Origin of the sequence: Bacillus sp. FSL W8-0102, from assembly GCF_038007225.1 — a bacterium.
GTDB lineage: Bacteria > Bacillota > Bacilli > Bacillales > DSM-4216 > Bacillus_O > Bacillus_O smithii.
The window spans coordinates 466,717-492,289 of sequence record NZ_JBBOWT010000001.1; the positions used below are offsets into that span (position 1 = coordinate 466,717).

Genomic DNA, 25,573 nt, shown 5'->3' on the forward strand with positions numbered 1-25,573 from the left:
GGTTTTGCATTTGAATTGAGTACCTGCCTTCGTTCATAGTATAATAAAAAGAATAAGGTGGAACTTAGTTGACCGCATATAGGGGCAGTTGCTCCAGGCTTAGGACTTATAGTCTTCCAGTCAAGAGTGCCCCTTAGTGCGGGATAAAGTGAAACTTCCATCAGCGGTGCTTCACGACCCCTGATGGTTAGTAGAACCAATCGGGCACATAGGGGCAGTTGTCCCCAAGTTTACAGCTTTTCGTTTCCTTCAAAACAAGAGAAGGACTTACTGCCCCTTGGTGCGGGGAAAAGATAACAGAAAAACGGTTTTCAGCGGCCATTGAGGTGAGAACATGCAACGAGTAACAAATTGCCTATTAATAAAAGATGAAAAAGTGCTGCTTCTGCAAAAACCGCGCAGAGGATGGTGGGTGGCTCCCGGTGGAAAAATGGAATCAGGCGAATCCATTAAAGAAGCGGTCATCCGTGAATTTCGGGAAGAGACCGGCATCTACCTTCGAAATCCGAATGTAAAAGGGATCTTTACCATTCTGATAAAAGAAGGAGAAAAAATCACTTCAGAATGGATGTTGTTTACTTTTTTCGCTACAGAAAGCGAGGGATTATCCCTTAAGACATCCGAAGAAGGAAACCTTGCCTGGCATCCGATTGACTCCATTCATACGCTGCCGATGGCGGAAGGGGACCGGCATATTTTGGATTATATGATTCACGGAAAAGGAATGATTTACGGAACCTTTACATACACGCCTGATTTTCAACTGTTATCCTATCGTTTAGATCCAAGTTAAATGAAGGGGGTTCCATGATGAGCTCACAGTCAAAAACAACGGATATCCAATTAGTCGTTATTACTGGAATGTCGGGGGCGGGAAAAACAGTTGCCATCCAAAGTTTCGAAGATCTTGGCTATTATTGTGTAGATAATCTTCCGCCTACACTATTGCCGAAATTTTTGGAACTCATGAAAGACACTGGGCATAAAATAAACAAAGCTGCTATTGTTATGGATCTAAGGGGCAGAGACTTTTTTGAACATTTGTTTAAAGCGTTGGATGACATGGCAGAGATTGATTGGGTCAGCCCGCAAATCTTGTTTTTAGATGCCGATGATTCTGTTCTTGTGCGCCGTTATAAAGAAACGCGTCGATCGCACCCGCTGGCTCCTTCGGGACTGCCTCTTGAAGGTATTCAGCAGGAAAGAAAGCTGTTGGAAGATTTGAAGGGTCGTGCCCAGCTGATTTACAATACTTCCCACATGAAACCGAAAGACTTGCGGGATAAGATCATAACAGAATTTTCCGCGAATAAACAGTCGATCTTTACTGTGAATGTCATGTCATTTGGATTTAAACACGGAATTCCTATTGATGCGGATCTGGTGTTTGACGTTCGATTTTTGCCAAATCCGTATTACATTGACCATATGCGAAAAAAAACAGGCATGGATGATGAAGTGTATCATTATGTGCTCAAATGGAGCGATACACAAAAATTTTTAGGAAAAGTAACCGATTTGCTTGCTTTTATGCTTCCTCATTACAAGAGGGAAGGAAAACGTCAGGTGGTTATTGCCATAGGATGTACCGGAGGGCAGCATCGTTCGGTTGCACTGGCTGAATATATCGGCCATTATTTTGAAAAAGACTACCAAACACGCATCAGCCATCGCGATATTAAAAAAGAAAGGAAAGGACAACATGAATCCTGCTTCTGATAAGAAAGTGGTTGTCATCGGCGGTGGAACGGGCCTTCCTGTTTTGCTGCGCGGGTTGAAAAAATATCCTATTGATTTGTCAGCCATTGTGACCGTAGCGGATGATGGCGGGAGCTCCGGAAGATTAAGAAATGATTTGTCCATTCCGCCTCCCGGAGATATCCGCAACGTGTTGGCTGCCCTGTCTGAGGTGGAACCGCTGATTGAACAACTTTTTCAGCATCGGTTCACGACTTCGAATGAACTGTGTGGGCATTCTCTTGGAAATTTGATGATTGCCGCGTTAACTTCGATTAAGGGGGACTTTGTGCGGGCGGTTCAAGAAATGAGCCGTGTCTTAAATGTGCGCGGAAAAGTACTTCCGGCGGCCAATGAAAGTGTAGTATTGCATGCAGTGATGGACGATGGGACCATCGTTTCAGGAGAATCAAAAATTCCATATTCCGGAAAAAGGATACGGAGAGTATTTTTAACTCCGGATAATGTGGCACCGCTTCCAGAAACGATTACGGCTATTCGGGAAGCTGATTTAATTGTTGTCGGTCCAGGAAGTTTGTACACAAGCATTCTTCCTAATTTGCTGGTATCGGAAATCGGGCGGGAGGTATCCCGGGCGAAAGCGCATAAAGTGTATATATGCAATTTGATGACTCAGGCAGGGGAAACGCTTGATTATACGGCAAGCGACCACGTAAAGGCGATCCACCGCCATTTGAATCAGCCTTGTATTGATACGATTTTAGTCAATAAAACACCAATACCGGAAGAAATTCAAAAAAGGTATGAAAAAGAACTGGCCAAGCCTGTTATATTTGACCCGGATGAGCTTCGGGCTCTTGGTTTGAATATTCTTTATGAAGAAATCGTCTCTGTGAAGGATGGAATCATTCGACATGACACCGATCGAGTTGCTCAAATATTATACTCGTTATTGGTGAAAATAACTGAAAACGGATCTGAGCTAAGCAGACGATAGTCTCAGAATGGGAGGTGGCGGGGATGTCGTTTGCTTCGGAAACAAAAAAGGAGCTGACCACTTTGGAAGTAAAGGAATGCTGTGCTCGTGCCGAACTTTCGGCGCTCATTCGAATGAACGGGGCACTTTCCTTTTCCAATCGGCTTTTGGTTGTCAACGTTCAGACTGAAAATGCAGCCATCGCCCGACGAATTTACGTTCTGATTAAAAAATTGTACGATGTGCCGGTCGAATTGCTTGTTCGTAAAAAAATGCGGCTTAAGAAGAACAATGTTTATATCGTCCGCTTAAAAGAAAAAGCGAAGCAAATTTTAGAGGACTTGTATATACTCGGGGAAAATTTTTCGTTTATTCATGACATTTCCCCGAAATTGATAAAAAAGAAGTGCTGTCGTCGGTCGTACTTGCGAGGAGCGTTTTTAGCGGGTGGGTCTGTGAATAATCCGGAAACATCTTCTTATCATTTAGAAATTTTTTCCCTTTATAAAGAGCATAATGATTCATTGTGTGAAGTAATGAACACCTTTTATCTCAACAGCAAAACGCTGGAAAGAAAAAAAGGATATATCACCTATTTAAAGGAAGCCGAGAAAATTGCTGAATTTCTCAATATTGTCGGCGCCCATCAAGCGTTGCTCCGCTTTGAAGATGTCCGCATTATGCGCGATATGCGCAACTCGGTGAATCGTCTTGTTAACTGTGAAACAGCGAATTTAAATAAGACGATTGGCGCAGCGCTAAGGCAAGTGGAGAACATTCGTTATATCCAAGAAACCGTTGGATTGGACATTTTACCGGAAAAATTAAGAGAAATCGCTGAGCTTCGAGTGGAACACCAAGATGTAACGTTGAAAGAGTTAGGTGAATTGGTATCCGGAGGGAAAATCAGTAAATCCGGCATTAATCACCGCCTAAGAAAAATTGATGAGATCGCTGAAAAATTGCGGGCCGGCGAAACCATTACGAAAAAACATCAAGCATGAAAAAAGCCGGTGCGGCTGGCAAAACCGAGCAAAATGTTTGCGGCTCCTTAGCCAACCGATGTGTGATGACACGGGTGGCGAAGGGCCGCAGTTGAATCATAAAAAAAGGGGTTGTGGAAAATGATTCAAAAGATGGTGGAAGTTAAGCTGAAAACGGGATTGCAATCACGGCCTGCTGCTTTATTTGTACAAGAGGCAAACCGGTTTTCATCGGAAATTTATGTAGAAAAAGACGAAAAAAGAGTGAATGCCAAAAGTATCATGGGAATTATGAGTTTGGCAGTCGGAACGGGTACGAAGATCCGGTTAATCGCTGATGGTCATGATGAAGACAAAGCATTGGAAGCGTTAACGGAATTTCTTGAAAATGAAGATTAACAAAACAGGCTGATACTTTTGATGAAGTATCAGCCTGTTATATTTGGCGTTCTGGGCTTGATGGTGAGGGAACCGAACCAAATTAGTCTTATCCGCCTTAACCACTGGACTCTCTCTATTCCTGATGTTAGGAAAAGACAATCCATCGAACGAGGCGATTCTCCGCTCGATGGGAGTAAACGAAATTATTTGCTGATATCGTTTCGGCTAATGATATGGTCAATTAAGCCATATTCTTTGGCGCGTTGAGCCGTCATAAAGTTGTCGCGGTCTGTGTCTTTTTCAATGACTTCGAGCGGCTGGCCAGTGCGTTCTGATAAAATTTTGTTTAATTTATCTTTTAAGAACAAAATGCGTTTAGCGGCAATTTCAATTTCGGTTGCTTGACCTTGTGCGCCGCCAAGCGGTTGATGGATCATCACTTCGGCATTTGGAAGAGCATAACGTTTTCCTTTCGTTCCTGCTGCAAGCAAGAATGCTCCCATGGAAGCGGCCATCCCGATACAAATAGTTTGGACATCTGGTTTAATAAATTGCATTGTATCATAAATCGCCATTCCGGCTGTAATGCTTCCGCCGGGACTGTTAATGTAAATGGAGATGTCTTTTTCCGGATTTTCTGCTTCAAGGAATAAAAGCTGAGCTACAATAGAGTTTGCGACAGTGTCGTCGATCGCGCTGCCCAACATAATAATACGGTCTTTCAACAAACGTGAGTAAATATCGTACGCCCGTTCCCCGCGGTTGGTTTGTTCAATGACTGTAGGAATTAGGTTCATACCAACTTTCCTCCTTTTTCAAATTTCTTCATAAAATTTCTAGCGAAGAGAAACTTATGTAATGTAATCATACAATGAAGGTCAATAAAGGTCAAACATAAAAGCTTATAAAAAATAATTTTTTTGTACACATCGAACATTGTACCCATGTCCGTTCGAATTTAAACTTTTAAAATCCGCCGGAAGACAAAGTTTTTTCCATAAAACTCTTGCATTATGATTGTTTTTTCATTATAATTTAAAACCGTACTGATTCATTATATGCCCTCGTAGTGTAACGGATAACACGCAAGATTCCGGTTCTTGAAATGTGGGTTCGATTCCTGCCGAGGGCGTTCCAAGTATCCGACTGGTTCGGATTGAATTTCTTTAATCCCTTGATACGACTGCATTTGCGGTCGCTTTTTCTTTTTCGAGAATCCGAAAGAATCCTATAGATTTTGAAAAAATTTTGCACGAATTTTGCACGGCTATTTTGCATCACGGTAAATCTCCTCCATCGCTAAATCAACTTGTCGGGCGCTTCTATAAGACGGTGTTTCAGCGAAAATGAATTCGTGGGAACACCGTTTTTTGTGCTTGATTTTAGCTGATTTATTAGTTGCCTTAAATGTACAGGAATTTTGAGAGTTATCTGGAAGCGCAGGTTTATTTTAAACTCAAAAATTTCGGTCAAATGAAGTTGACGTTTTTATATAATTGAGCATTTTGCATATTTTTTGACCCAAGAGCCATAAGGATTTCAAAGACACAAAAAAGGACTTCACCCCTAAAATGTAGAATTTTTGAAGTGACGAAACCACAAAAATTCAAAAGGAGGAAGTCACTTTGTATATTCTACAAGAAAGTCTATTTTCCTTTGAAGAATTGCAAATTTTAGAGTCAAAAGAGAAATTACCGATCTTTTTTAGTGCTCTAGATTTGCGTCCTTATGCTAAACAATTGAAAAGTTCTTCACCCCAAGGGGCTGAAGGACATTCCAAAGAAGGGATATTAAGGGCTCTTATCGCTGCCCCATTAGAAGGTATTGATACTTTTACTTCTCTTCACAATCGATTGAAAAATGACCTGCGTTTTCGTTACCAATGTGGTTTAGATATTAGCAGGCCTGCACCATCCATCTCTACTCTTAGCCGAGTATTTTCTTCACTAACCAAAACTGGACTTGTGAAAAGAATCTTTCAAGATCTCGTCCAGTTAGCTCAAGAGGAAGGAGTAATTGATGGAAAACATCAGGCTATCGACAGTGCCGCCATTGATGCTTACGAAAAGAAGCAGCCTAAGAAGCGAAGTGAACAAACAGGCAACGCCAATTGGGGGGCAAAGTTTGATTCCTTCGGTAATAAAATGACTTGGTTTGGCTATAAGATGCATCTTTCCGTTGACACCAAAAGTGAATTACCAATGGCGATTGAAGTAACCCCTGCTCATATCAACGATGGGGATGTCGCACCACAATTAATTGAACAAGTAAAGAGTTGTACAAACTCTAAAATTGATTTCCTGATAATGGATGGTGGGTACGACCAGCTTAAAAACTACGAATCCGCCAAGAACATTGGGGCTCAAGCTATTATTCCACTCAATTTGCGTAATGAAAAGGAGCCTCCCGAAGGAATTGCCTCCAATGGAACCCCACGCTGTTCGATGGGGTACGAAATGACTTATTGGGGAGCCAATAAGGATCAGCTCAAATTCAGATGTCCACACGCAACCGGAAAAGTGGATTGCCCATTAGGAATGGCAGCCTGTTCATCCTCCAACTATGGAATGGTAGTAAAAATTAACGTGAATAAGGATCTTCGCCGGTACTCTAATCCACACCGCGATTCCAAACGTTGGAAAGAACTTTACAATGAGCGAACCAGTGTAGAACGGTGCAATTCAAGAATGAAAAGTGATCTTACAGCGAACTCCCTGCATGTGTGGGGAATCGATAAAGTAAAAACTCATATTTACTTGAACGCCATCGTATTACTGGTTTCAGCTCTCGCAATGGCAAAAGAGAGTAAAAAGCAACAAACCGCTTAAAAAATTTTTAAAGCGAAAAATTCTGCAAGTACGCCCAAAAAAGGACAAACAGAATATTTGTAAACCAAAGATACAAAATACCCCAATTTATTTGGGTTTCTTTTAAAACTCTTTTTAATAAAAATCTAATTTTGCAAAACTCTCAATTAAAATAAGGACAATAATAATTCAGAATATTTGAAAATTAAGGGTGGTTTTATGCGGGTTTGTATTTACTTAAAGGGAACCGAGCCAGAGCTTTCATTTACTTCGGAGGAACATATTTTTCCTGCTGGAATAGGAGGTATTCAAAAGCTCCCTCAAGGTTACGTGAGTCATGAATGTAATAACGCTTTTTCAGCATTAGAATTGGAGTTCATGCGAAACTCATTAATAGCTTTTCCACGACAATTTTATGGACCGGGAAAAAGAGGAAATTTATCACCTAAAAAAGCAACCAAGTCAAACGTAACACGTGTGAGTAGTCGAGATGCCCCCGATTTAATAGAATTAGGATATATCAGTTTAGGACGGCCATATGTTATTCCACAATTGAAGATTGATATAAATGGAACCGTTCATTTTATTTCAGATCGCTCATTTGGCGAGTATAAAAAACAGTTCAAAGATTTTGTGAAAAAGTTACCGAAATTTGATTATAAGTATATACTTCATGAGGACGAAAGATTCGGAAAAGGTGATTTTATTATTGGGTACCATGATGGAAAATGGCATGTAGCTTTAAGTAATAAGGCCCTCATTTCAGAAATAGATGGTTTTATTGAAAAGATCCTATCCCAAAAAGTATTTGAAAATGGGACTCCTCAATATGCTACTGTACAACCGAAGGTTCATCAAACTATACAGATGGATGACCGATATTTCAGGACTTGTGCAAAGATTGTTTTCAATTACTTAGCATTTACAAAAGGGCAAGAATTTGTTTTGAATGAACGTTTTGATCCGTTACGTGACTGGATAGTAAATGGAGGAGAAAATGAGTTCGCTACTTTATTAGCAAGAGAAAATAATAGATTCGAAATGTTTTCGCCTATACCATTTCCTGAACTGTCCCATAGATTAATAATAACGAAAATAGGTACTACATTAATTGGGTATATTAGTTTTTACGGAGCCAGTTTTGAAACTGTCATCAAATTGTGTACTAATTTCGAGGATTCATTTGAATTGGAAGGTTATATCTGTGATTGGCAAAAAAGAAAGGAATATTCATTAAATGATTTTTTAAATGCGTTGCATGATAAGAACGAATCTAATTTAATGTGAAAATAAAAAGCACAGTCACTCTATTTGAGCAGCTGTGCTTTTTTCTATTTCTTGAACGCCTATTTTGGTTCGATAAGCCTCTTTCTTACATGCTTTGGATCAATATTTTAATGGCTATTTGCTTCGGTTTTTCACATATTTAAATCGGTTTATTTTGATTTATTCACTGCCAAAAATCATAGTATATGCCCATTGAGGAGTAACTCTATCTTCAACTAAATGAATTCCCTTAGTGATTCATATGTATTAAACGATATTTTTTTATTTGTATGTTTTTTGAAACCATTCTAATACGGAGAAAAGCCTGCTACTATGATAGTGTCAAATAAAAACAACTTGGCTTTTTTCTTTTTTGTACAATTACAGACATAACTAAAGAAACTGAAGAGGAAATTTGGAAGGAGAAGAAAAATGAGTAGGAGAGAGTTCGATGAAGCCGGAAAAGGTTGGCGAAATAAACGAAATCGTCATAAATATATTGAATTTATCTGTGAGTCCCAATACGCCAATTTTCGTAGGTGAGACAAACCTGAAACATATGAGAAATGAACATCCGGAGGACTTTAAGAAGTACGGAGACAAATTAACTGAAATACTGAACTCGCCTGATTATGTTGCTAAACATCCCAAAAAAGATTCAATTGAATATATAAAAACCCGTGGTGCTAGTTGAGTGTCAGCGCTCAACCAGCCCTAGTGTGACCAAGGAATAAGCCAACAAGATGCCATCGAGTGCCACTTCAAACCTGGCAATGGAATTCGCTCGAATGTCGGTGATCCGGTATTGGTCTACGAGAATCGAAAACACCGTCTCGATGACTTTGCGTTTTTTCCTGATCCATTCTTCCCATGCCTTGGATGGGCCGTGCTTTTGATTGTGTCGAGACGGTGTCCAGAACGCGGCTTGGTGTTCTTCGTACAGCTTTTCTCGAAGAGCGTGGCTGATGTACCCTTTGTCCCCAAAGTTGTAGGGATGAGGGATTTGAGTCATCACCGTTTCAGCGGCTTTGACGTCGTGGCAGGACGCTTCCGTCACGACATAGCCCATGGCCAGCCCTTGATTGGTCACTTGAAGATGCAGCTTGAAACCGTAGTACCATTGCTTTTTGGAAGCACAATACCCCATATCCGCGATCCCTCGAAACCGCTTGACGCGCTGCATTCTTGCGGGATGGCACAACGGAAGAGGCAAGCTGTCGACGACCGCATAAGCATGGTGTTGGCCACGTTTCGCCAGCTCATGACGGATCCATTTGATGGCGAAACCAAGCGCTCGGCAGCGGCGGTTGTATCGGGAGCGTTCAAGAAACGAGCCGTTTGTGAACAAATTTCCCGTGACAAAACGATGCCAGGCTCGTTCGGAAGAAAAGCCCAGCAGCTTCCCCAAAAGGTGAACCGCCATGACCACTTCGTCTTCTTGCTTGACCAAGTGACGGTTGCGGCGATGAAGATACATTTGAATCAACGACAGTTGGGCAGAAACAAAACAGAAAATAGCGGCATATTGTTTTTGAAGTTTGGCTGGATCTGTAGTAAAATGAAAGTGCTCTTGCATGGGGGATCTCTCCTTTCGAATGTTGGGTGACACTTTCATTCTACTGGAGATCCGCCAGCAAGGGCTATTTTTATGCTTGTCTGAGTTTTATCTAGCACCACGGGTATATAAAAGTATTTTATGATGAGGATAAAGATGATCATGTTTTAGTCGCTGTCAGGGCAAGCAATAGAGGGATGTATTATGCTCGTACGCTGTTTATTATGGGAGATGAAAAAATCCAAAAGTATAAGAAAAAGGGAGCATTAAAACAAATAAGAAAGCCATAGCTTTGTCGGCTATGGCTCCGCAGGCAAGGATTTTAGGCGGGGTGGCACTCCCGCATCTCCACCAAGGGCGATGGCTGCCTGTTCCATCCTCAGAAAATCCTTGCATTATTAACATATGTCATTCTTTATAGTTAGTATACCGTATGATCATTTTTTTGGCAACTTGTCCCCCTTTTAGTGTGAGTCAAGTTTTTTGTGGAATTTTTCTTTTCGAAAGAAGAACACTTTTTTGTAAATCGTTACAATTGTTTTTATGATTCTTCAACATAGAAAGGTCGCCTCTTTCTACAAAAATGGTGGTTTATAAAAGTAAGAAAGGGAACCTCTTTCTTGATTTTGTTTTTTCCAACCCCGAAACATTTTACTTTTCGAAAAAAGCACTGCCGCGTGGTTATTTGATCTAAAGATGTGTTTTATGGTGATTTTTAATACCAAGCCCGTTCTGTAATCGGAATGCTAAACAGACGCCGTTAATTTATTTAAGCGCTCTTTTAACGATTCACGCCATGATTTGGCTAATTCTTGAACCTCTAATACTTTTTTTATCCCTTCTGCGTCTCTCTGTCTGTGGAAATAAACTTCGTTGGCAAAAAGAATAGAAACTTGTTGCGGATGGCGTTGAATCAATTCGATCTTTGAATGGTGTCTAACAGTGCCTTCTTTTAGAACCCGACAAAGATAACCGGTATAGCCCGTTTCTACCATTCTCTTAAGTAGACCTTGTATGTTCGTTCTTCTGGTTATAGTGCTGCATGGAATTCTCCCTTGCGTGATTTGTATGACCGCTTCTCCTAACTGATAAATATCTCCTATACAAACATCTTGCTCTAACATGTTGGCCACGGTAAGATTTTCTCCGAACGCAGAAGGAGGCAATGAAGTATCAAATTCTTTCTCCCACAACTGATAATGTTCATACGGATAGATACAGACGGCACGGTCGGGGCCTCCGTGGTATTTTAGGTTGGCCACTCCATCTCCGCGAAAACCTTCTTTGGTAAGAAAAGCTTCTTCTGTTTTGTTCTTGCATATCCCGGTTTTCATTTCCTTCTGATTGCCGTATTGCATCGTTTTGGGAAGTCCTATAGCAAAGTGGATGATTTCAATGTTACGATCCTTCATATGACGTATATCCCTGCTTTCTGTAGATTTTTCTTTAAAATGATCTTAACATTTGAAATATTAAAAAATCCAGAGGGTGATTTGTTTTGATGCCGGGATATCCCTTTCATTCATTTTATAACGCAATTCCCGACATGGAATGATGAATTCGGCAAGATCAGTTTTAAGTTAAGTCTTTTCAAGATTCTTTTTCGCCAAAAGAATATGAAAGAAAGATTTATACGATAAAACAAAACCAATTCTCATAGAAAAACTGAAAAAAAGGTGCTTGCTGAAATTTTATCTATAGATGAACTTAAACAGATAGCGGCAATGGTCCGATTGAAAAAAAGGATTAAATGGAATTTATCACCATGAAAGAAAGATAATTTTGTACTATAGATGAGCAAATTCGCTAACATAAATTTACAACCAAACAAAAAAAGAGACATGAACCCGATTCCTTGATTAGAATAGATGTGTCACCAAAACTATTCACAAGGAGGTTCATGTCTCATGAATAGATTAGCACATCATCAAGGAATCCACAAGTTTTTCACGATGTTGGGGTTGGCACTTTATTTTTCAAAACCTGTCATGAAGCATCTCGTTCATATCGTGGATGCGCTGACCACCAAAGGATTTGCGGGAACATTGACCGATCTTCATCATTGGAGCTTTCATCCGAACCACCGCACGACACTCAGCCATTTTTTCACGAAAAGCCCTTGGGATGAAGAGACGCTGCTTCGCAAACTTCAACAGTGGATGCTTCGTCGTGTCGAACGCATCGCCAAACAGGAGAATCAACCCCTTTTTGTTTCGATCGATGATACGATTTGCCAAAAAACCAAGCCTTCGTCACAGGCAACGCACGCCATTCAAGGGTGTGATTGGCACTATTCTCACACAGAGAAAAAGTCGATCTGGGGACATTCTCTCGTTTGGCTCATGGTTCATACGATGACCCAGGCTTTTCCCTTTGCGTTCCGCCTCTACGACAAGGCGGCTGGGAAAAGCAAGGGGGAACTCGCGATCGAGATGCTTTCTTCTTTGGATGTACACCGTCCTGTTTATGTGCTGATGGACTCTTGGTATCCATCGCAAACGCTCGTGGAAGCTTGTCTGAAAAAGGGATTCCACGTAATCGCAATGCTCAAGGCCAATCGGCTTCTTTATCCAAAAGGCATTGCGGTTCAGGTGAGGGAGTTTGCCCGCTACATCGAACCGAAAGACACTCACCTCGTCACGGTGGGAGAAGAGCGTTATCGGGTTTATCGCTACGAAGGCTCTCTCAAAGGTCTCGATGATGCCGTGGTGCTGCTCGCTTGGAAAGCCGATCAGCCGATGACATCGGAACATCTTCACTGCGTCTTGAGCACCGACCGGGATCTAAGCGATGAAGAGATCTTGCGCTACTATGCCCAGCGTTGGTCGATCGAATGTTTTTTCCGTCAAGCGAAAGACCAGCTGAAACTCGATGGATACCGCGTTCGCGGACGTCGGGCGGTGAAACGCTACTGGATCTTGGTGCAGCTTGCTTACGTGTACAGCATGTTCGAGTCGAACAGCGATTTTTCTGATGGGCTCGATCTTCTGCGCAAGAGAAAAGGACATAGCCTCGTGGAGTTCATTTACCGTGCAGCGAAACAAAATATTCCCATTGATACCGTGAAAAAACAGCTCCACGTGGCATAAGGGGTACCCTGTTTGTCTCTTTTACATGGTAATTATTGTAATTAAAATTGCTCAACTACAGTTTGTATAATAAAAGTAGTGAAATTTTTCTGGATTTAAGGAGGCATATAAATTGAAGAAAAAGAATTTTGCAGGTGCTTTGGCATTTGCGGCTTTGCTGGCAGGTGCTATCCCTGCTTTTGCTGCTGACAGCGACTTTCGAGATGTCCCGAAAAGTTCCTTTGCTTATTCAGCTATTATGGAACTAGCAGAACGCGGCGTTGTCTCCGGTTATTCTGATGGCACATTTCATCCGAATGAAACGGTAACAAGAGGACAATTTGCCGGCATGATTGCCAGAGCTTTCAATCTGCCAAATGGGAGCAGCCATTTTAAGGACGTTCCAAAATCGAAGGCTCTTTATGATGAAATTAGTCGTGCTGCAAGCGCGGGAATTGTAAAGGGAACAGGTGGTAAATTTAATCCTGATCTTCCTGTGACACGAGCCGATATGGCTGTCATGTTAGATCGGGCGATGAATCTGAAAGGGAACTTCAAGGAAAAGGAAAATTTGAAGTTTAAGGACAAAATTCCACCTTACGCTTTGGAATCTGTTAAACGGATGGTTCATTACGGAATCATTAAAGGAAAAACCAACGGTACCTTTGCACCAAGCGAGAAAGCTGATCGTGCTTCTTCAAGTGTTTTAGTGAGCCGAGTGCTGCAAGTCTTAGAAAAAAATGGAACGAAACCAAGTAATCCAGGAAGTCCATCAACACCGTCGCCGACGAATCCAACCAAACCGAGCAATCCGACAGGTCCATCTACACCAACAAATCCAACTGAACCAAGCGATCCAACAGGTCCATCTACACCGTCGAATCCTTCGGATAAAGTGCCTGATTATGTCAATATGTCATTGGCTCAACTTCATGAAAAATATGGAGACTGGACGTTGGTTCGGAGAATTGATGGTATCGTGCCCGGTGGTGGGATTGTAACAGATGATTTGCTGAAAAATTACTACAACGAATTACATCAATCCCAAGACGCATATAAGAGCCTTCCGAATCCTGAAGATTATCTTAAAGAACAAATTGAATATTTGATGCCTGAAAAGACCCTTATAAGCGCTCATTATCCAAATTATGAAATTATTTCATTCAACGGTAAGGCTTATAAGGATTCAGAAATTTATAATTCACCTTATCCTGAAGGACATCCAGTTTTGTTAACTATGCCTTCTCAACCGACAGAACCTAATCAGTATTGGATCGACTTGCATATTCCATATACTCAATTTGGTGTATATGGGCATGATAAGGTGACAGTGGGTCAAGTTCAACCAACCTATACAAAGTCCGGTGTGGTGATGGTGGATATCAAAGGTTTGTTTGCCCAAGTTCCAACTGTCACGGTGTCCAATGATGGAAAAACCGTTCAATATAATGGCACAACGATCAAACTCACACCGGGAAGCAATGAAATTCAAGTAAATGGAGAAACCAAAACATTGTCCGTCAATGTGGAAGCAAAAAACGGAACCGTTTATGTTCCAGCAAGAGAGTTCGCTAAGGAATTAGGATGGTATACTCGTTCAATTCCTCGCTATAAACGATTGGATTTTTCCACTTACCCGTTACCGCAATTTGAAGGATTAACGGAATAAAATGTAATCAAAAAACTTCCGTGAAGTGAAACGAAAATGAAGGAAAAAATTTTTGGGAGTTTTGTTACATATGGCGATGATCGTATTTTATTTTCCCGATCGATTGGAATTACATTCGGTCTGCAGGTGTTATTTAGTTTGATGATAGGACGGGGTGGGGCAAAAGGTTTTTTTGCGATTTGGGCAGCTGGATGGATAGGCTTTTTTGGTCCACCCGTTTTTCTGTTGATAGGGAAGGGAGCGATCTAGGCTGAATATTGTCGAAAAAATGGATTTTTTGAAAAAATAGTTCATTTCCGATGGATATCTTTATAAAATAATAAATGAAAGCGCTTTTAAAACATGAATCGTGAATGATCATATATTGTAAAACAACAATAAGGAGGAGGGAGAGACATGAGTATGCAATTGAAAAGCGGGCTTTGGCTCCAGCAAACGCAGAAGCTGGCGATGACTCAAGAACTGTCGCAAGCGATTGAACTGCTTCAATACTCCTCGCAAGAATTGGCGGAATATTTAGAAGAAAAAACGATGGAAAATCCGTTTATTCAGATAGAGACTCCGCCGCTGGAATATTTCGATAGATGGAGAAGCCGCAAGCAGACGAAAAGGATTCATGACGATAAAAATTGGATTGAACAAATTGCCGATCATTCTTATCAGCTTGCGGATTATTTGCGTTTGCAGCTGTCCGGAATTAAAGTGTCAAAAACGATTCAGAGAGTGCTCGATTTTTTGCTGCTGAACTTAGATGACAACGGTTATTTAACCATCTGTCCGGAAGAAGCGGCTGCTTTGCTGAAAACATCGGTGGACGAAGTACAAACAGCTGTTTCGATTATTCAAGAACTGGAGCCGGCCGGTGTCGGTGCATACCATCTCCAGCATTGCCTGCTTCTGCAAATGGATAAAGATACAAATGCGCCTCCGTTAGCAAAACAAATAATCCGCTTCCACTTTCATGAATTTGCAGAGAAAAAGTGGAAAGGGTTATCCAAAACATTAAAAGTGGAATTGTCCGACATTCAAAAAGCCTCAGATTATATTCAAACGTTAAATCCTCGTCCTGGAGCGGCTTTTCAATCGAGCCGGTCAAATGAATATATTATCCCTGATATGTCCGTGTCGATGCACGGGGAGAAAATAGAATTGAAATTTTTGGATGAGACAATGCCTAAAATTGTCTTTCAAAAAGAATACTTTCAAGAAGTCTCCAACAATCATGACCAAGAGTTGAAAATGTTTTTAAAAGAAAAATTCCAAGATTATCAATGGCTGCTGAAAAGCTTGGAGCAGCGGAGAGAAACCATTCAAAAAGTTGGATTGAAAATAGTGGAAAAACAGCGGGATTTCTTTTTGAAAGGGCCGCAAAATTTAACTTCCTTGACAATGAAGGAAATTGCGGAAGAACTCGGAATTCATGAATCAACCGTCAGCAGGGCGGTAAGGGGAAAGTATATGCAAACTCCTTATGGTACGTTGGAACTTCGCTATTTTTTCACTAACGCCGTACCTGCCCGAGACAACGCCGAGGCAATATCCAGCCGACGGGTGAAAGGGTTGATCGAAAACATGATAGCGCAGGAAGATAAAAAACACCCGCTTTCCGACCAAGAAATATGTGATCGACTTAAGATGGAAGGAATCATGATTTCAAGAAGAACAGTCGCTAAATATCGAGATCAACTGCATATCCCTTCGTCATCCAAAAGAAAGCGATATGAGTCATAACGATCGTTCGTCCGGGTGACTGAATCGAAAAAACAAATACGGATTGGTTCGCAGCTTTAATATTGAAAAGAAAAATCATGATTTTTCAATGTATGTTTCTCGATGACAAGGGATTGTCGGATCGGAATGTCTCGTGCAATGAACCGGTTGACGAAAGAGTGAACGATGAAGAAAGCGGATTAAATGGCAAGGGAGGTTGCCTATGATGGTTGGTGGAACCAATTGGGATGAAACAGGAGGAACGACCGTGAAACATATAGTGCTTTATACAAAGAAAGATTGCCCATTATGTTTGGAAGCAAAAATGAATTTGATGCTTGTCGGCGAATTAGTGCCATTGAAAATAGAAGAACGGGATATTGAAGAGAAGGATGAATGGATGGAAAAGTACGGCATGATGATTCCCATTGTTGAATACGACGGTGAAATGATCCAGTACGGACGTGTTGATTACCCCACGTTGTTGGGACGGCTTAAATAAAAAATATTTCAATATTGTTAACGAAATAGGAAGGGTTTGTAAAATCGTGTTCTTCATCGTTGATTTCTTCCATTATCCTTGCTACAATAAAATCGCAAGCAGGGATCATTTTTTTACAGCAGGTGGGACATAATAAGTCTATGCGGGACTAAAAATGTCCAACTGAATAAAGGAGTCAAAGCATGAATGAGTACATTTCTTGAAGTTCAAAAAAAGCTAGTACCAGACCTGCTGCAAATCATGCAAAAACGTTATGAAATTTTAAGATCCATTTGGCTGTCCGGCCCTGTAGGAAGGCGTACTTTGGCCCAAGCAGTCGGCTTGACGGAGAGGGTGCTTCGCAGCGAAGTTGAATTTTTGAAAAATCAGCATCTGATTGAGATTCGCTCCACCGGAATGGTGATTACCGACGAAGGGAAAACCATTTTGCGTGAAATTGAAGACATGATGCGGGAAATTTCGGGAATTAACCAAATGGAGAACAAAATTAAGGAATATTTTCAAATCCAAGCTGTATTTATTGTGCCCGGCAACAGCGATACTTCTCCTTGGGTAAAACAAGAAATGGGGCGTGCATGTGCCCGAAGTATCAAAAAACGATTATTGGGAGAAAATATCATTGCCGTAACAGGTGGAACTACGATGGCGGCTGTTGCTGAAACACTGACACCCGATTTTTCCAATAAAAAAATCATGTTTGTCCCTGCTCGCGGAGGTATTGGCGAAGATGTATCCAATCAAGCCAATTATATTTGCGCCAAAATGGCGAAGAATACGGGCCAAAAATACCGGGTTTTCTATGCACCGGACCAAGTCAGCCAACAAGTGTATGCTTCATTGATGAAGGAAAAACCGATTAAGGAAATTTTGACGTTGATATCATCCGCCAATATGGTTCTCCACGGCATCGGTGATGCTATGGTTATGGCAAAACGCAGAAATACGAGCCCGGCGGAGATGGAAAAACTCGTCAAAGCAAAGGCAGTCGCAGAAGCTTTTGGCTACTACTTTGATGAAGAAGGAAAAGTAGTACATAAAGTTTCCACTATCGGTTTGCAGCTGTCAGACTTATCAAAGGCCAAAGATGTCATTGCGGTAGCTGGCGGCGCTTCTAAAGGTAAAGCGATTTTCGCTTATTTGAAAAGCGCGCCTAAATCAACGGTGCTCATTACAGATGAAGCAGCAGCAAAAATGCTTTTAAAAGGGATTTAACCCTTTTTAAAGGATAAATTTTACCATCATCCTGAAACTATGAAGGAGGAATTTTTAAAATGGCAGTAAAAGTTGGAATTAATGGTTTTGGTCGTATTGGACGCAATGTTTTTCGTGCAGCATTAAATAACCCAAATGTGGATATTGTTGCAATCAACGATTTAACAGATGCCAATATGTTGGCGCATCTTTTAAAATATGACTCTGTTCATGGCACTCTTGATGCTGAAGTAGGCGTTGACGGAGATTCTTTAGTAGTAAACGGAAAACGCATTAAAGTTGTGGCAGAACGCGAACCTGCTAATCTTCCTTGGGGAGAACTTGGTGTAGAAGTAGTAGTAGAATCTACTGGCCGTTTCACAAAACGTGCAGATGCAGCAAAACATTTAGAAGCAGGAGCTAAAAAAGTGGTTATTTCCGCACCTGCAAAAGAAGAAGATATTACGATCGTTATGGGTGTTAACCAAGATAAATATGATCCTGCAAAACATCATGTTATTTCGAACGCTTCTTGTACAACAAACTGCTTAGCTCCATTTGCAAAAGTGTTAAATGACAAATTCGGCATTCGCCGCGGTATGATGACAACTGTTCACTCTTACACTAATGACCAACAAATTTTAGACTTGCCGCATAAAGACTATCGTCGTGCTCGTGCAGCTGCTCAATCTATCATTCCGACTACGACTGGAGCTGCAAAAGCTGTTGCGCTTGTATTGCCTGAATTAAAAGGAAAATTAAACGGTATGGCTATGCGCGTGCCTACTCCAAACGTTTCCGTTGTAGACTTAGTTGCGGAACTTGACAAAGAAGTAACAGTAGAAGAAGTGAACGCTGTATTAAAAGAAGCAGCAGAAGGAGAATTAAAAGGCATCCTTGCTTACACAGAAGAACCGCTTGTTTCCCGCGACTTTAACGGAACAACTGAATCTTCTACTATCGATGCTCTTTCCACAATGGTTATCGAAGGAAACCTTGTGAAAGTTGTTTCTTGGTATGATAACGAATTCGGTTATTCTAACCGCGTAGTAGACCTTGTGGACTACATCGCTCAAAAAGGTCTTTAACATTATTTCCGAAAGAAGTCTCCCACTTCAAGCGTGTGAAGGGCGATAGCCCAACGATAAGTGGGGAGATGAATTTCGGTTGGCGATAGCCAACTAATAGGATAGAATATAGCTAGAACGGACACCTTCGGAACGAAGGGAAGCGTAAAGGGTTCTTGTGTGTGGCTTACCGTTCAGCGAACACGCACAAGTTGCTTGAAGCCCCCGCCTCTAAGCGAAGCGTAGGTGGTGGGTAGTTCACTATAAACTGAAGAATATTGGAAATTGAAATCCTAACATCTATAATAAGAGTGGGATGAAAGGGGGAGTGGGGGATTCATCCCCCCTCCCCGTTTTCATGGAAAATCTTGGCTGGAAAATCTTCGAAAACCAAGGAGGCCTTTTGCTATGAATAAAAAAACGATTAAAGACGTGGATGTAAAAGGAAAACGAGTTTTTTGCCGCGTTGATTTCAACGTTCCGATGAAAGACGGAAACGTAACGGATGATACGAGAATTCGTGCTGCACTCCCAACGATCCAATATTTATCCGAAAACGGGGCAAAAGTGATCCTTGCTAGCCATCTTGGACGCCCGAAAGGACAAGTGGTGGAAGAAATGCGCCTGACGCCAGTGGCAAAACGCCTTTCCGAGCTTCTTCATAAAGATGTTCGTAAAACGAATGAATCTTATGGCGATGAAGTGAAAGCAGAAATCGCGAAAATGGAAGACGGCGACATTCTCCTCCTTGAAAATGTTCGTTTCCATCCCGGCGAAGAAAAAAATGATCCTGAACTGGCAAAAGCGTTTGCTGAATTAGCAGATATTTATGTGAATGACGCTTTTGGAGCTGCCCATCGCGCTCATGCTTCAACTGAAGGGATCGCAAAATATTTGCCGGCCGTGGCAGGATTTTTGATGGAAAAAGAATTAGAAGCTCTCGGCAATGCGCTTTCTAATCCGGATCGTCCATTTACGGCCATTATCGGCGGAGCAAAGGTAAAAGATAAAATCGGCGTCATCGACAACCTTTTGGATAAAGTCGATAACTTAATCATCGGCGGCGGTCTTGCTTACACGTTCGTTAAAGCAAAAGGCTATGAAGTGGGCAAGTCGTTGCTTGAAGAAGATAAAATTGAACTGGCAAAAGACTTTATGAAAAAAGCCGAAGAAAAAGGCGTTAACTTCTATATGCCAATCGATGTTGTCGTGGCAGACGACTTTTCTGAAACTGCCAATACAAAAGTAGTCAGCATTGAGGAAATTCCTTCTGATTGGGAAGCTTTAGACATTGGACCGGAAACAAGCAAAAAATATCGTGAAGTCGTTTTAAATTCCAAATTGGTGATTTGGAACGGACCAATGGGTGTATTCGAAATGGATAAGTTTGCGGAAGGAACAAAAGCTGTTGCGCAAGCTCTTGCTGATGCCGAAAATACTTTTACCATTATCGGCGGCGGTGATTCAGCGGCAGCAGTGGAAAAATTCCATTTAGCTGATAAAATGGATCACGTCTCGACAGGCGGAGGCGCCTCTCTGGAATTTATGGAAGGAAAACAACTTCCTGGCGTTGTCGCTCTTAACGATAAGTAATGGAAGTCGCAAAAGAAAGGAGAGGCAAAAACCATGCGAAAACCCATTATTGCGGGAAACTGGAAAATGAATAAAACGCTCACGGAAGCTCTTCAATTTGCCAACGAAGTAAAAGGTTCCGTACCTGGCGAAGACAAAGTGGACAGCGTCATTTGTTCACCGGCGCTTTTTCTGGATCAATTGATTAAAACGGTCCAAGGAACACCGGTCAAAATCGGCGCTCAAAACATGCATTTCGAAGAATCTGGCGCTTTTACCGGTGAAATCAGTCCGAAAGCGTTGGAAGAATTGGGTGTACAATATGTCATTATTGGTCACTCAGAACGTCGGGAAATGTTTAATGAAACAGATGAATCTGTCAATAAAAAAGCGTTGGCAGCATTCCGTCACCATTTAATCCCGATCATTTGTGTAGGGGAAACCTTGGAACAAAGAGAAAGCGGACAAACAAAAGAATTAGTTGGCGATCAAGTCCGCAAAGCGTTGCAAGGTTTAACAGAAGAGCAAGTGAAACAAACCGTTATTGCGTATGAACCTATTTGGGCGATTGGAACGGGCAAATCTTCCACAGCAGAAGATGCCAACGAAGTTTGCGCTCACATTCGCCAAGTAGTCGCTGAACAATTTTCAAAAGAAGCGGCGGAAGCAATCCGCATCCAATACGGCGGAAGCGTAAAACCAGGAAACATTGCAGAGTTTATGAAACAACCGGACATTGACGGTGCATTAGTCGGAGGCGCAAGCCTTGATCCAAAATCTTTCTTACAATTACTGGAGGCAGGCAGTCATGAGTAAAGCACCAGTTGCATTAATCATCTTGGATGGTTTTGGTCTAAGGGATGAAGTGAAAGGAAATGCCGTAGCACAAGCGAAAAAACCGAATTTTGACCGCTACTGGAACAAATATCCGCATGCGACATTGAGAGCAAGCGGGGAAGCGGTTGGTTTGCCTGACGGGCAAATGGGAAATTCGGAAGTAGGCCATTTGAATATTGGAGCTGGTCGGATTGTCTATCAAAGCTTAACGAGAGTGAATATTGCGATTCGCGAAGGGGAATTTGACCGCAATGAAACATTCCTTGGAGCGATGAACCATGTGAAAAAACATGGAACAAGCCTTCACTTGTTCGGCCTTTTATCCGACGGCGGGGTCCACAGCCATATTGACCATATGTTTGCCTTGCTGAGACTCGCTGCGAAAGAAGGCGTGAAAAAAGTATATATACATGCTTTCTTAGATGGTCGTGATGTTGGCCAAAAAACAGCGAAAAAGTATATTGAACAAACGCTCGAAAAAATCAAAGAATATGGAGTCGGCGAAATCGCAACGATTTCCGGACGCTATTATTCCATGGACCGCGATAAACGCTGGGACCGTGTGAAAAAATCGTATGATGCGATGGTTTACGGCGAAGGTCCAAAATATAAAGATCCGTTTGAATTAGTGGATGATTCCTATGCAAACGGCATTTATGACGAATTTGTCATTCCGTCTGTGATGGTGAAAGAAAACGGAGAACCGGTTGCGACGATCCAAGACAACGATGCCGTTATTTTCTACAACTTCAGACCGGATAGAGCGATTCAAATTTCCAATGCTTTCACAAACGAAGATTTCCGTGAATTCGATCGCGGTCCGAAAGCACCGAAGAATCTCTATTTCGTATGTTTAACTCACTTCAGCGAAACGGTAAAAGGATATGTGGCCTTCCAACCGACGAACTTGGATAACACGATCGGGGAAGTTCTATCGCAAAACGGTTTAAAACAACTGCGTATTGCTGAAACGGAAAAATATCCGCACGTTACTTTCTTTATGAGCGGCGGAAGAGAAGAAAAATTCCCAGGAGAAGAACGGATTTTAATCAATTCTCCAAAAGTGGCCACTTACGATCTTAAGCCGGAAATGAGCGCTTATGAAGTGGCTGATGCGCTTGTGAAAGAAATCGAGGCAGACAAATTTGATGCTATTATCCTAAACTTTGCCAACCCTGATATGGTTGGACACTCCGGTAAACTAGAGCCGACCATTAAAGCGGTGGAAGCAGTTGACGAATGTTTAGGACGCGTAGTTGACCTTATTTTAGAAAAAGGCGGCGTCGCTATTATTACGGCTGACCACGGAAATGCGGACGAAGTCGTAACGCTTGACGGCAAGCCGATGACGACCCATACAACGAATCCTGTACCGGTCATCGTGACAAAAGAAGGATTGGAATTGCGCGATGGCGGTATTTTAGGCGATTTGGCGCCAACCATGCTCGATCTTTTAGGAATAAAACAGCCTAAAGAAATGACAGGTCAATCGATTATTAAACATTAATATTTAGAAATTAAATAAAAAGGAGAGATTCACATGACAGTCATTACAAAAGTTTATGCTCGTGAAGTATTAGATTCCCGCGGTAATCCAACAGTAGAAGTAGAAGTTTATACGGAATCTGGTGCATTTGGACGTGCGCTTGTTCCATCCGGCGCTTCCACTGGTGAATACGAAGCTGTGGAGCTGCGCGATGGTGATAAAACACGCTATCAAGGAAAAGGGGTATTGACGGCGGTTAAAAATGTAAACGAAATTATCGCCCCTGAATTGATCGGCCACGATGTAACAGACCAAGTCGGAATTGACAAATTGTTAATTGAACTGGACGGAACAGAAAATAAAGGAAAATTAGGCGCTAATGCCATCCTTGGCGTTTCCTTGGCGGTTGCTCGTGCAGCAGCTGATTTTCTAGATGTTCCGCTTTATCAATATCTTGGCGGCTTCAACGCAAAACAATTGCCAGTTCCTATGATGAACATTTTAAATGGCGGTGCCCATGCGGACAACAACGTGGACATTCAAGAATTCATGATCATGCCGGTTGGTGCATCCAACTTCCGTGAAGCATTGCGCATGGGAGCGGAAATTTTCCACAATCTGAAATCCGTGTTGAAAGAAAAAGGCTACAATACAGCAGTTGGAGACGAAGGTGGTTTTGCACCAAACTTAAAATCCAATGAAGAAGCTCTGCAAACCATTATTGAAGCAATCGAAAGAGCGGGTTACAAACCAGGCGAAGAAGTGAAATTGGCAATGGACGTTGCTTCTTCTGAACTTTACAGCGATGAAGACGGAAAATACCATCTGGATGGCGAAGGCGTAGCGAAAACATCCGAAGAAATGGTAGACTGGTATGAAGAATTGATTTCTAAATACCCAATCATTTCGATCGAAGACGGTTTGGATGAAAACGATTGGGAAGGCCATAAAATGCTGACAGAACGCCTTGGCAAAAAAGTACAATTAGTAGGTGACGACTTGTTCGTTACAAACACGAAAAAATTAGCACAAGGTATCGAAAAAGGTGTCGGCAACGCCATCTTAATTAAAGTAAACCAAATCGGTACTTTAACGGAAACATTTGATGCAATCGAAATGGCAAAACGCGCAGGATACACAGCTGTTGTGTCTCACCGCTCTGGTGAAACAGAAGACAGCACAATCGCTGATATTGCCGTGGCTACAAATGCCGGCCAAATTAAAACGGGAGCACCGTCCCGCACTGACCGCGTAGCGAAATACAACCAATTGCTTCGCATCGAAGACAAATTGGGAGATACTGCTCAATACCTTGGCTTGAAGGCATTCTATAATCTGAAACACTAATCCTTCATCCATTTTCAAAAGGCTGACTCATCACGGTTGACCCGTTCAATGAGTCAGCCTTTTTCATGATTCTTATTTGTCTTCTTCCTGACCCTTGTGGTAAAATAAAACTAATCGTTTGTTCGTTGTTATGGAGGGGAATCATGCACACATTTTTAACCATCGCACTAGTAGTCGTTTCCATCGCGCTCATCGTGGTCGTTTTACTGCAATCGGGAAAAAGCGCCGGCCTTTCCGGAGCCATTACCGGCGGGGCAGAACAGCTTTTTGGAAAGCAGAAAATGCGCGGTGTTGATTTGGTTTTGCATCGCATTACGGTTGTATTGTCCATTTTGTTTTTCGCGATTACCATTGCGATCGCTTATCTTGGATGGTAACGGCAGCGAGACGCTGTGGAAATGAACGGTTGTCTGCAGCTAACTGATCTTAAGAACGATATAACATTGCGAATTTTCCGGCCTGACCATTCGTGGTTAGGCTTTTCTCTTGAAAAGCTCATCCATTCGCTTCTCATGATGATCGCCAACATCGGCGCTGGCTTGCGCCATTTTGTGGACTAGGGTGTCAACATGTGGATCATGAGAGAGAGTTTGAACTAGAGAGGACTCTTGAGAAGGCGGATTGATGAGAGGAAAAGAACTTTTTTCAGCGGCAGTAAAACATTTGGATTCATGAAGAAAGGAGAAGTCATCATGAAAATTAAATGGCCGGAGCCATTTTTCTTTGAAGCGGGGCCGAGAGCGGTATTATTGCTGCATGGTTTTACCGGAAATTCATCGGATGTGCGCATGCTGGGGAGATTTTTGGAGAAAAAGGGGTATACCAGTCATGCTCCTCATTATAAAGGCCATGGAGTGCCTCCGGAAGAGCTGGTGAAAACAGGGCCATCAGACTGGTGGAAGGATGTTGTAAAAGCCTATGATTTTTTGAAAAGCAAAGGCTATGAAGAAATTGCCGTTGCCGGCCTGTCGCTCGGCGGTGTATTTTCTTTGAAATTAGGTTACACTGTACCTGTGAAGGGAATCATTCCCATGTGTGCACCTATGTATATTAAAAGCGAAGAAGTTATGTACAAGGGAGTTGTGGAATACGCCCGCAACTATAAAAAATTGGAAGGGAAATCGGAGGAGCAAATTGAAAAAGAAATAGAAGCCTTTAAGGAAACTCCTATGAATACATTAAAAGAGCTTCAAAATCTTATAGCCGATGTCCGGGAAAATGTGGATAACGTATATGCCCCAACGTTTGTTGTTCAAGCAAGACATGATGAAATGATCAACACGGATTCGGCCAATATTATTTACAATGAAATCCAATCTCCGGTGAAACACATAAAATGGTATGAACATTCCACTCATGTCATTACACTAGGAAAAGAAAAAGAGCAGCTTCACGAAGATTTTTATCAATTTTTAGAAAGTCTTGATTGGCAAGTATGAATTCCGTCGGGGCTTTAAG

24 protein-coding genes and 1 tRNA gene are annotated in these 25,573 nt (G+C 41.8%); 22 read left to right on the plus strand and 3 right to left on the minus strand.

Features of this window, described 5'->3' with window-relative positions:
• The first annotated feature begins 334 nt into the window (after positions 1 to 334).
• The 5 genes from N1I87_RS02295 to N1I87_RS02315 all read left to right on the plus strand — a co-directional run bounded on the left by N1I87_RS02295 (position 335) and on the right by N1I87_RS02315 (position 4,056).
• Positions 335 to 793, plus strand: coding sequence for an 8-oxo-dGTP diphosphatase (locus tag N1I87_RS02295; RefSeq protein WP_003353537.1), 459 nt, complete (start codon positions 335 to 337; stop codon positions 791 to 793).
• 17 nt (positions 794 to 810) lie between these two features.
• Complete coding sequence (gene rapZ, locus N1I87_RS02300) at positions 811 to 1,719, plus strand: RNase adapter RapZ (RefSeq protein ID WP_341100478.1); 909 nt, start codon at positions 811 to 813, stop codon at positions 1,717 to 1,719.
• Positions 1,703 to 2,695 carry a gluconeogenesis factor YvcK family protein gene (locus tag N1I87_RS02305; protein WP_003353535.1) on the plus strand — a complete coding sequence of 331 codons (993 nt, stop codon included), beginning with the start codon at positions 1,703 to 1,705 and terminating at the stop codon, positions 2,693 to 2,695. The genes rapZ and N1I87_RS02305 overlap by 17 nt, the downstream gene beginning before the upstream one ends.
• Positions 2,696 to 2,718: 23 nt before the next feature.
• The gene (whiA, locus tag N1I87_RS02310) at positions 2,719 to 3,678 is read left to right on the plus strand and encodes a DNA-binding protein WhiA (protein WP_341100479.1); all 960 of its coding nucleotides are present in this window, start codon (positions 2,719 to 2,721) and stop codon (positions 3,676 to 3,678) included.
• A 120-nt stretch (positions 3,679 to 3,798) separates the two neighbouring features.
• Positions 3,799 to 4,056 (plus strand): HPr family phosphocarrier protein, encoded by a 258-nt coding sequence (locus N1I87_RS02315; protein WP_048622607.1) that lies wholly within the window; start codon positions 3,799 to 3,801, stop codon positions 4,054 to 4,056.
• Positions 4,057 to 4,241: 185 nt separating this feature from the next.
• Here N1I87_RS02315 and clpP read toward each other — a convergent pair whose 3' ends face one another.
• Complete coding sequence (gene clpP, locus N1I87_RS02320) at positions 4,242 to 4,835, minus strand: ATP-dependent Clp endopeptidase proteolytic subunit ClpP (protein ID WP_003353530.1); 594 nt, start codon at positions 4,833 to 4,835, stop codon at positions 4,242 to 4,244.
• 263 nt (positions 4,836 to 5,098) lie between these two features.
• Here clpP and N1I87_RS02325 point away from each other — a divergent pair.
• From N1I87_RS02325 to N1I87_RS02340, 4 genes are all read left to right on the plus strand, one after another.
• Positions 5,099 to 5,170 (plus strand) — tRNA-Arg (locus tag N1I87_RS02325).
• Positions 5,171 to 5,663: 493 nt separating this feature from the next.
• Positions 5,664 to 6,866, plus strand: a complete 1,203-nt coding sequence (locus N1I87_RS02330) for a transposase (protein ID WP_327825349.1) — start codon at positions 5,664 to 5,666, stop codon at positions 6,864 to 6,866.
• A 198-nt stretch (positions 6,867 to 7,064) separates the two neighbouring features.
• Complete coding sequence (locus N1I87_RS02335) at positions 7,065 to 8,132, plus strand: hypothetical protein (RefSeq protein ID WP_341100481.1); 1,068 nt, start codon at positions 7,065 to 7,067, stop codon at positions 8,130 to 8,132.
• A 430-nt stretch (positions 8,133 to 8,562) separates the two neighbouring features.
• On the plus strand, positions 8,563 to 8,805 hold the full coding sequence (locus N1I87_RS02340) for a PBECR3 domain-containing polyvalent protein (protein WP_341100482.1): 243 nt from the start codon (positions 8,563 to 8,565) through the stop codon (positions 8,803 to 8,805).
• Between the two features lie 3 nt (positions 8,806 to 8,808).
• Here N1I87_RS02340 and N1I87_RS02345 read toward each other — a convergent pair whose 3' ends face one another.
• Entirely contained in the window at positions 8,809 to 9,687 is an 879-nt protein-coding gene (locus tag N1I87_RS02345; protein WP_341100483.1) for an IS982-like element ISGsp1 family transposase, read from the minus strand.
• Between the two features lie 725 nt (positions 9,688 to 10,412).
• The gene (locus N1I87_RS02350) at positions 10,413 to 11,078 is read right to left on the minus strand and encodes an MOSC domain-containing protein (RefSeq protein WP_340396148.1); all 666 of its coding nucleotides are present in this window, start codon (positions 11,076 to 11,078) and stop codon (positions 10,413 to 10,415) included.
• A gap of 495 nt (positions 11,079 to 11,573) precedes the next feature.
• Between N1I87_RS02350 and N1I87_RS02355 the strand changes: the two genes are divergently transcribed.
• The 13 genes from N1I87_RS02355 (at position 11,574) to N1I87_RS02415 (ending at position 25,554) form a co-directional block, all read left to right on the plus strand.
• Entirely contained in the window at positions 11,574 to 12,755 is a 1,182-nt protein-coding gene (locus N1I87_RS02355; protein ID WP_040037972.1) for an IS701 family transposase, read from the plus strand.
• 112 nt (positions 12,756 to 12,867) lie between these two features.
• Positions 12,868 to 14,403: an S-layer homology domain-containing protein gene (locus N1I87_RS02360; RefSeq protein ID WP_341100485.1), complete on the plus strand. Its 1,536-nt coding sequence runs from the start codon at positions 12,868 to 12,870 to the stop codon at positions 14,401 to 14,403.
• A 36-nt stretch (positions 14,404 to 14,439) separates the two neighbouring features.
• The gene (locus N1I87_RS02365; RefSeq protein ID WP_341100487.1) at positions 14,440 to 14,652 is read left to right on the plus strand and encodes a hypothetical protein; all 213 of its coding nucleotides are present in this window, start codon (positions 14,440 to 14,442) and stop codon (positions 14,650 to 14,652) included.
• A gap of 153 nt (positions 14,653 to 14,805) precedes the next feature.
• Entirely contained in the window at positions 14,806 to 16,134 is a 1,329-nt protein-coding gene (gene rpoN / locus N1I87_RS02370; protein ID WP_341103266.1) for an RNA polymerase factor sigma-54, read from the plus strand.
• A 202-nt stretch (positions 16,135 to 16,336) separates the two neighbouring features.
• Positions 16,337 to 16,615 carry a glutaredoxin family protein gene (locus N1I87_RS02375; RefSeq protein ID WP_341100490.1) on the plus strand — a complete coding sequence of 93 codons (279 nt, stop codon included), beginning with the start codon at positions 16,337 to 16,339 and terminating at the stop codon, positions 16,613 to 16,615.
• Between the two features lie 186 nt (positions 16,616 to 16,801).
• Positions 16,802 to 17,827 carry a sugar-binding transcriptional regulator gene (locus N1I87_RS02380; protein ID WP_270584099.1) on the plus strand — a complete coding sequence of 342 codons (1,026 nt, stop codon included), beginning with the start codon at positions 16,802 to 16,804 and terminating at the stop codon, positions 17,825 to 17,827.
• 59 nt (positions 17,828 to 17,886) lie between these two features.
• Positions 17,887 to 18,894 (plus strand): type I glyceraldehyde-3-phosphate dehydrogenase, encoded by a 1,008-nt coding sequence (gene gap, locus N1I87_RS02385; RefSeq protein ID WP_003353519.1) that lies wholly within the window; start codon positions 17,887 to 17,889, stop codon positions 18,892 to 18,894.
• Positions 18,895 to 19,281: 387 nt separating this feature from the next.
• Positions 19,282 to 20,466, plus strand: a complete 1,185-nt coding sequence (locus N1I87_RS02390; protein ID WP_048622611.1) for a phosphoglycerate kinase — start codon at positions 19,282 to 19,284, stop codon at positions 20,464 to 20,466.
• Positions 20,467 to 20,499: 33 nt separating this feature from the next.
• The gene (gene tpiA / locus N1I87_RS02395; protein WP_341100492.1) at positions 20,500 to 21,261 is read left to right on the plus strand and encodes a triose-phosphate isomerase; all 762 of its coding nucleotides are present in this window, start codon (positions 20,500 to 20,502) and stop codon (positions 21,259 to 21,261) included.
• Complete coding sequence (gpmI, locus tag N1I87_RS02400) at positions 21,254 to 22,789, plus strand: 2,3-bisphosphoglycerate-independent phosphoglycerate mutase (RefSeq protein WP_003353514.1); 1,536 nt, start codon at positions 21,254 to 21,256, stop codon at positions 22,787 to 22,789. The genes tpiA and gpmI overlap by 8 nt, the downstream gene beginning before the upstream one ends.
• 33 nt (positions 22,790 to 22,822) lie before the next feature.
• Positions 22,823 to 24,115: a phosphopyruvate hydratase gene (eno, locus tag N1I87_RS02405; RefSeq protein ID WP_341100493.1), complete on the plus strand. Its 1,293-nt coding sequence runs from the start codon at positions 22,823 to 22,825 to the stop codon at positions 24,113 to 24,115.
• Positions 24,116 to 24,258: 143 nt separating this feature from the next.
• Positions 24,259 to 24,492: a preprotein translocase subunit SecG gene (secG, locus tag N1I87_RS02410; protein ID WP_003353512.1), complete on the plus strand. Its 234-nt coding sequence runs from the start codon at positions 24,259 to 24,261 to the stop codon at positions 24,490 to 24,492.
• A 315-nt stretch (positions 24,493 to 24,807) separates the two neighbouring features.
• Positions 24,808 to 25,554, plus strand: a complete 747-nt coding sequence (locus N1I87_RS02415; protein ID WP_341100496.1) for an alpha/beta hydrolase — start codon at positions 24,808 to 24,810, stop codon at positions 25,552 to 25,554.
• The last annotated feature ends 19 nt before the right edge of the window (positions 25,555 to 25,573 follow it).

What these genes read in the sequence shown, in the direction of transcription:
- N1I87_RS02295 (WP_003353537.1), top strand. Translation starts at nt 335, where the DNA reads ATGCAACGAGTAACAAATTGCCTATTAATAAAAGATGAAAAAGTGCTG.
- rapZ (WP_341100478.1), top strand. Translation starts at nt 811, where the DNA reads ATGAGCTCACAGTCAAAAACAACGGATATCCAATTAGTCGTTATTACT.
- N1I87_RS02305 (WP_003353535.1), top strand. Translation starts at nt 1,703, where the DNA reads ATGAATCCTGCTTCTGATAAGAAAGTGGTTGTCATCGGCGGTGGAACG.
- whiA (WP_341100479.1), top strand. Translation starts at nt 2,719, where the DNA reads ATGTCGTTTGCTTCGGAAACAAAAAAGGAGCTGACCACTTTGGAAGTA.
- N1I87_RS02315 (WP_048622607.1), top strand. Translation starts at nt 3,799, where the DNA reads ATGATTCAAAAGATGGTGGAAGTTAAGCTGAAAACGGGATTGCAATCA.
- clpP (WP_003353530.1), bottom strand. Translation starts at nt 4,835, where the DNA reads ATGAACCTAATTCCTACAGTCATTGAACAAACCAACCGCGGGGAACGG.
- N1I87_RS02335 (WP_341100481.1), top strand. Translation starts at nt 7,065, where the DNA reads ATGCGGGTTTGTATTTACTTAAAGGGAACCGAGCCAGAGCTTTCATTT.
- N1I87_RS02340 (WP_341100482.1), top strand. Translation starts at nt 8,563, where the DNA reads ATGAAGCCGGAAAAGGTTGGCGAAATAAACGAAATCGTCATAAATATA.
- N1I87_RS02345 (WP_341100483.1), bottom strand. Translation starts at nt 9,687, where the DNA reads ATGCAAGAGCACTTTCATTTTACTACAGATCCAGCCAAACTTCAAAAA.
- N1I87_RS02350 (WP_340396148.1), bottom strand. Translation starts at nt 11,078, where the DNA reads ATGAAGGATCGTAACATTGAAATCATCCACTTTGCTATAGGACTTCCC.
- N1I87_RS02355 (WP_040037972.1), top strand. Translation starts at nt 11,574, where the DNA reads ATGAATAGATTAGCACATCATCAAGGAATCCACAAGTTTTTCACGATG.
- N1I87_RS02365 (WP_341100487.1), top strand. Translation starts at nt 14,440, where the DNA reads ATGAAGGAAAAAATTTTTGGGAGTTTTGTTACATATGGCGATGATCGT.
- rpoN (WP_341103266.1), top strand. Translation starts at nt 14,806, where the DNA reads ATGCAATTGAAAAGCGGGCTTTGGCTCCAGCAAACGCAGAAGCTGGCG.
- N1I87_RS02375 (WP_341100490.1), top strand. Translation starts at nt 16,337, where the DNA reads ATGATGGTTGGTGGAACCAATTGGGATGAAACAGGAGGAACGACCGTG.
- N1I87_RS02380 (WP_270584099.1), top strand. Translation starts at nt 16,802, where the DNA reads ATGAGTACATTTCTTGAAGTTCAAAAAAAGCTAGTACCAGACCTGCTG.
- gap (WP_003353519.1), top strand. Translation starts at nt 17,887, where the DNA reads ATGGCAGTAAAAGTTGGAATTAATGGTTTTGGTCGTATTGGACGCAAT.
- N1I87_RS02390 (WP_048622611.1), top strand. Translation starts at nt 19,282, where the DNA reads ATGAATAAAAAAACGATTAAAGACGTGGATGTAAAAGGAAAACGAGTT.
- tpiA (WP_341100492.1), top strand. Translation starts at nt 20,500, where the DNA reads ATGCGAAAACCCATTATTGCGGGAAACTGGAAAATGAATAAAACGCTC.
- gpmI (WP_003353514.1), top strand. Translation starts at nt 21,254, where the DNA reads ATGAGTAAAGCACCAGTTGCATTAATCATCTTGGATGGTTTTGGTCTA.
- eno (WP_341100493.1), top strand. Translation starts at nt 22,823, where the DNA reads ATGACAGTCATTACAAAAGTTTATGCTCGTGAAGTATTAGATTCCCGC.
- secG (WP_003353512.1), top strand. Translation starts at nt 24,259, where the DNA reads ATGCACACATTTTTAACCATCGCACTAGTAGTCGTTTCCATCGCGCTC.
- N1I87_RS02415 (WP_341100496.1), top strand. Translation starts at nt 24,808, where the DNA reads ATGAAAATTAAATGGCCGGAGCCATTTTTCTTTGAAGCGGGGCCGAGA.